1 protein-coding gene and 1 pseudogene are annotated in these 4,586 nt (G+C 62.5%); one reads left to right on the top strand and one right to left on the bottom strand.

Annotated elements, in window-relative coordinates; genetic code table 11:
* Window positions 1–3,256, bottom strand: a pseudogene (gene gltB / locus E5W87_RS20260) (glutamate synthase large subunit); the annotation flags it as partial.
* Window positions 3,257–3,821: 565 nt separating this feature from the next.
* Between gltB and E5W87_RS20255 the strand changes: the two are divergent.
* Window positions 3,822–4,586, top strand: a 765-nt coding sequence (locus E5W87_RS20255; RefSeq protein WP_292401314.1) for a low specificity L-threonine aldolase, incomplete at its 3' end; no start/stop codon positions are given.

Here is a 4,586-nt window from a genome sequence, read left to right as displayed (position 1 = left end):
GGCTGCCGGCGTGCTTGAGCGAGGTCAGCGGCGATGCACCCGTGCCGCCGTCATAGCCCGATATGGTGATGTGATCGGCACGCGCCTTGGCGACGCCGGCCGCAACCGTGCCGACGCCGACTTCGGACACCAGCTTGACCGACACATCCGCCGCCGGATTGACGTTCTTGAGGTCGTAGATGAGCTGGGCCAGATCCTCGATCGAGTAGATGTCGTGATGCGGCGGCGGCGAGATCAGGCCGACGCCCGGCGTCGAATGCCTGACCTTGGCGATGGTGGCATCGACCTTGTGGCCGGGCAGCTGACCGCCCTCGCCCGGCTTTGCGCCTTGCGCGACCTTGATCTGCATTATGTCGGAGTTGACCAGATATTCCGCCGTCACGCCGAACCGTCCGGAAGCGACCTGCTTGATCGCCGAACGTTCCGGGTTCTTGCCACCGCCCGGCAGCGGCAGGTAGCGGTCGGCCTCTTCGCCGCCCTCGCCGGTGTTCGACTTGCCGCCGATGGTGTTCATGGCGCGCGCCAGCGTGGTGTGCGCTTCCCTGGAGATCGAGCCGAAGGACATCGCTCCGGTCGAGAACCGCTTGACGATATCGGCTGCCGGCATGACCTCGTCGAGCGTGACCTTCTTGCGGCCGGTTTCTTCGGCGAGCCTGATCTTGAACAGGCCGCGAATGCTCTGCGCCTGAGCCGTCTCGCTGTCGATCTGGGCGGAATAGTCCTTGAACGTCTCCCATGAGCCCTGGCGCACGGCGTGCTGCAAGGTGGCCACCGCATCGGGCGACCAGATATGCGCTTCGCCGCGCATGCGGAACATGTATTCGCCGCCGACCTCGAGGCTGTTGCGCAGCATCGGGTCGTTGCCGAAGCCGTCGGTATGGCGGCTGACCGTCTCGGCGGCGATCTCGTCCAGCCCGACGCCTTCGATCAGGGTCGCGGTGCCGGTGAAATACTTCTGCACGAAGTCCGACTTCAACCCGATCGCGTCGAAGATCTGCGCGCCGCAATAGGACTGATAGGTCGAAATGCCCATCTTGGACATCACCTTGAGGATGCCCTTGCCGATCGACTTGATGTAGCGGGTAACGACTTCATAAGCGTCGACCTCCGCCGGCAGCTCGCCACGCTTGTGCATGTCGAGCAGCGTGTCGAAGGCGAGATAGGGGTTGATCGCCTCGGCTCCATAGCCGGCAAGACAGCAGAAATGATGCACCTCGCGCGGCTCACCGGACTCGACCACGAGCCCCACCGACGTGCGCAACCCCTTGCGGATCAGATGATGGTGAACGGCCGCCGTCGCCAGCAGCGCCGGAATGGCGATACGGTCCGGCCCGAGCTGACGGTCGGACAGGATGATGATGTTATAGCCGCCGGCGACCGCCGCCTCGGCGCGCTCGCATAGCCGGTCGATAGCGCCCTGCATGCCGGCCGCGCCTTCGTTCGAAGCGTAGGTGATGTCGATCGTCTTGGTGTCGAAGCGGTCCTCGGTGTGGCCGATGGAGCGTATCTTTTCGAGATCGCCATTGGTCAGGATCGGCTGGCGCACTTCGAGCCGCTTGCGGCGCGAATTGCCGACGAGGTCGAAGATGTTGGGCCTCGGCCCGATGAAGGACACCAGGCTCATCACCAGCTCCTCGCGGATCGGATCGATCGGCGGGTTGGTGACCTGCGCGAAGTTCTGTTTGAAATAGGTATAGAGCAGCTTCGATCTGTCCGACATCGCCGAGATCGGCGTGTCGGTGCCCATCGATCCCACGGCTTCCTGTCCGGTCGTCGCCATCGGCGACATCAACAGCTTCGTGTCTTCCTGGCTGTAGCCGAACGCCTGCTGGCGGTCGAGCAGCGAAACGTCCCTGCGCAGCGCGCGTGGCTCGACCGGCTTCAGGTCTTCGAGAATGAGCTGGGTGTTGGCGAGCCAGCTCTTGTAGGGATGCCTAGTCGCGATCTCCGACTTAATCTCCTCATCGGAAACGATGCGGCCCTTCTCCAGGTCGATCAACAGCATGCGGCCGGGCTGCAGCCGCCACTTCTTGACGATCCTTTCCTCCGGCACCGGCAGCACGCCGGCTTCCGAGGCCATGATGACGCGATCGTCGTCGGTGACGATGTAGCGCGCCGGGCGCAGGCCGTTGCGGTCAAGTGTGGCGCCGATCTGGCGGCCGTCGGTAAAGGCCACCGCCGCCGGCCCGTCCCACGGCTCCATCAGGGCGGCGTGGTATTCGTAAAACGCCTTGCGATCTTGGTCCATCAACTTGTTGCCGGCCCAGGCTTCCGGGATCAGCATCATCATCGCATGGGCAAGCGAGTAGCCGCCCTGCGTCAGGAACTCGAGCGCATTGTCGAAACAGGCGGTGTCCGACTGCCCCTCATAGGAGATCGGCCACAGCTTGGAGATATCGTTTCCGAACAGTTCGGAATCGACCGACGCCTGCCGCGCCGCCATCCAGTTGACGTTGCCGCGCAGCGTGTTGATCTCGCCATTGTGGGCGACCATGCGATAGGGATGCGCCAGCTTCCACGACGGGAAGGTGTTGGTCGAGAAACGCTGGTGGACCAGGATCAGCGCCGTCTCGAAACGCGGATCGGTCAGGTCCTTGTAATAGGCGCCGACCTGATAGGCCAGGAACATGCCCTTATAGACGATGGTCCGCGACGACATCGACACGACGTAGAAGCCATTGTCGACGCCCTTGGTCTCCTCATGGATACGGCCGGAAATGACCTTGCGCAGGATGTAGAGCCGCCGCTCGTAATCGTCGTCGTTCTCGATCTCGGCGCCGCGGCCCAGGAACACCTGCCGCTGGACCGGTTCAGAGGCCGCGATATCCGGCGCCTTGGACAGCGATGAATTGTCGACCGGCACGTCGCGGAAGCCGAGCAGCGGCTGGCCTTCGAGCTGCGCCACTTCGGCTATGATGCCTTCGATATGCGCCTGAAGCTCCAGATCGCGCGGCATGAACACATGCCCGACGGCGTAGTGGCCGGGCTTGGGCAATTCGACGCCTTGGCTGGCCATCTCCTCGCGGAAGAAGCGGTCGGGAAGCTGCACCAGCACGCCTGCGCCGTCGCCCATCAGCGGATCGGCGCCGACGGCGCCGCGATGCGTCAGGTTCTCGAGCACGGCGAGCCCGTCCTTGACGATCTGATGCGACTTCACGCCCTTCATGTTGACGATGAAGCCGACGCCGCAAGCATCGTGCTCGTTGCGCGGATCGTAAAGGCCTTGCGCGGCAAAGCCGGTATGGGTTCGCTCAATATTGGTCAGGCCAGTGGCGATGGACCGATTTTTGACGGCTGGCGCTTTCGTCTGCGCGGCCGGGCCGTTCGTCGCAGATGGCGTCATTTCCGTCATCATCCTGTCCTCCATTCCGCGCCCCTTAGGGCGCTGGTTTGCGTCGGGAAGCGCTTGGCTCCCCCTTCATCCTTGCGGCACGCCTTGCGAAATCCTTGCGAACCAGGCGGCCTGGTTCGCATCCGGTAATCGTACAGGCCAGAGCCAGGCTGTCTACCTGTCGCTCACGGCAACGGCCGGAGAGACCCAATGATACGCCAATCCAGTCTGATGTGCGCGACAAAATAAGACAGTACTACTGTCCTAATTTTTTTATGACAGAAATTCCGGATGTGCACAAGACCGATTCATGAAAATCTTGGGCATTCCACGACAGAAAATTACGCATAGGCGCAGCAGCACGTAACCTTCGGTCGTTTACCTCCGCCATCGCTTCTCTTGGCTTTACCGGTTTTCCGGTACTTGGCACTTGCGAGCAGGATGCGAAAGCGGCCAAGGTTGCATGGATTTTCCCAGCACAGGCAAACGCATGAATTTCGCTTCCGACAATTGGGCCGGCGCCCATCCCAGCATCGCTGCGGGGCTATCGGCCCATGCCGGCGGCTTTTCCACTGCCTATGGCGACGGCGCCCTCGACCAGGCCGCCTACCAGCGCTTCAACGAAATTTTCGAGCGCGAGGTAGCAGTGTTTTTCGTGGCGACCGGCACCGCAGCCAATTCGCTGTCGCTGAGCACCTACAACAAATCAGGCGGCATTTCCTTCTGCCATCGCGAATCGCATGTCATCGAGGACGAATGCGGCGCGCCGGAATACTTCACGGGCGGCTCACGGCTCTTTGCCGTCGACGGCGCGCTGGGCAAGATCGATCCGAACAAGCTGGGAGCGGCGGTGGACCGGTTCGCGCCTGAAATCGTCCATTCCGGGCGCCCGATGGCCGTGTCGATCACTCAGTCGACCGAGGTCGGCACCATCTATACGTTGAACGAGATCGCCAGGATTTCAACGATCGCCAAGCATCACAAATTGCCGCTGCATATGGATGGCGCCCGCTTCGCCAATGCGCTGGTCGCGCTCGAGACGACGCCGGCGGAAATGACCTGGAAGCGCGGCGTCGACATCCTCTCCTTCGGCGGCACCAAGAACGGCTGCTGGTGCGCCGAGGCTGTCGTGCTGTTCGATCTGGACCGCGCCAGCGAACTGGCCTTCCTGCGCAAGCGCGCGGCGCAATTGTTCTCGAAATCGCGCTTCGTCGCTGCGCAGTTCGAAGCCTATTTCAAGGACGGCCTGTGGCTC

Origin of the sequence: Mesorhizobium sp. (genome assembly GCF_004962925.1) — a bacterium.
Lineage (GTDB): Bacteria > Pseudomonadota > Alphaproteobacteria > Rhizobiales > Rhizobiaceae > Mesorhizobium.
This window is presented reverse-complemented; position numbering and strand designations above follow the sequence as displayed.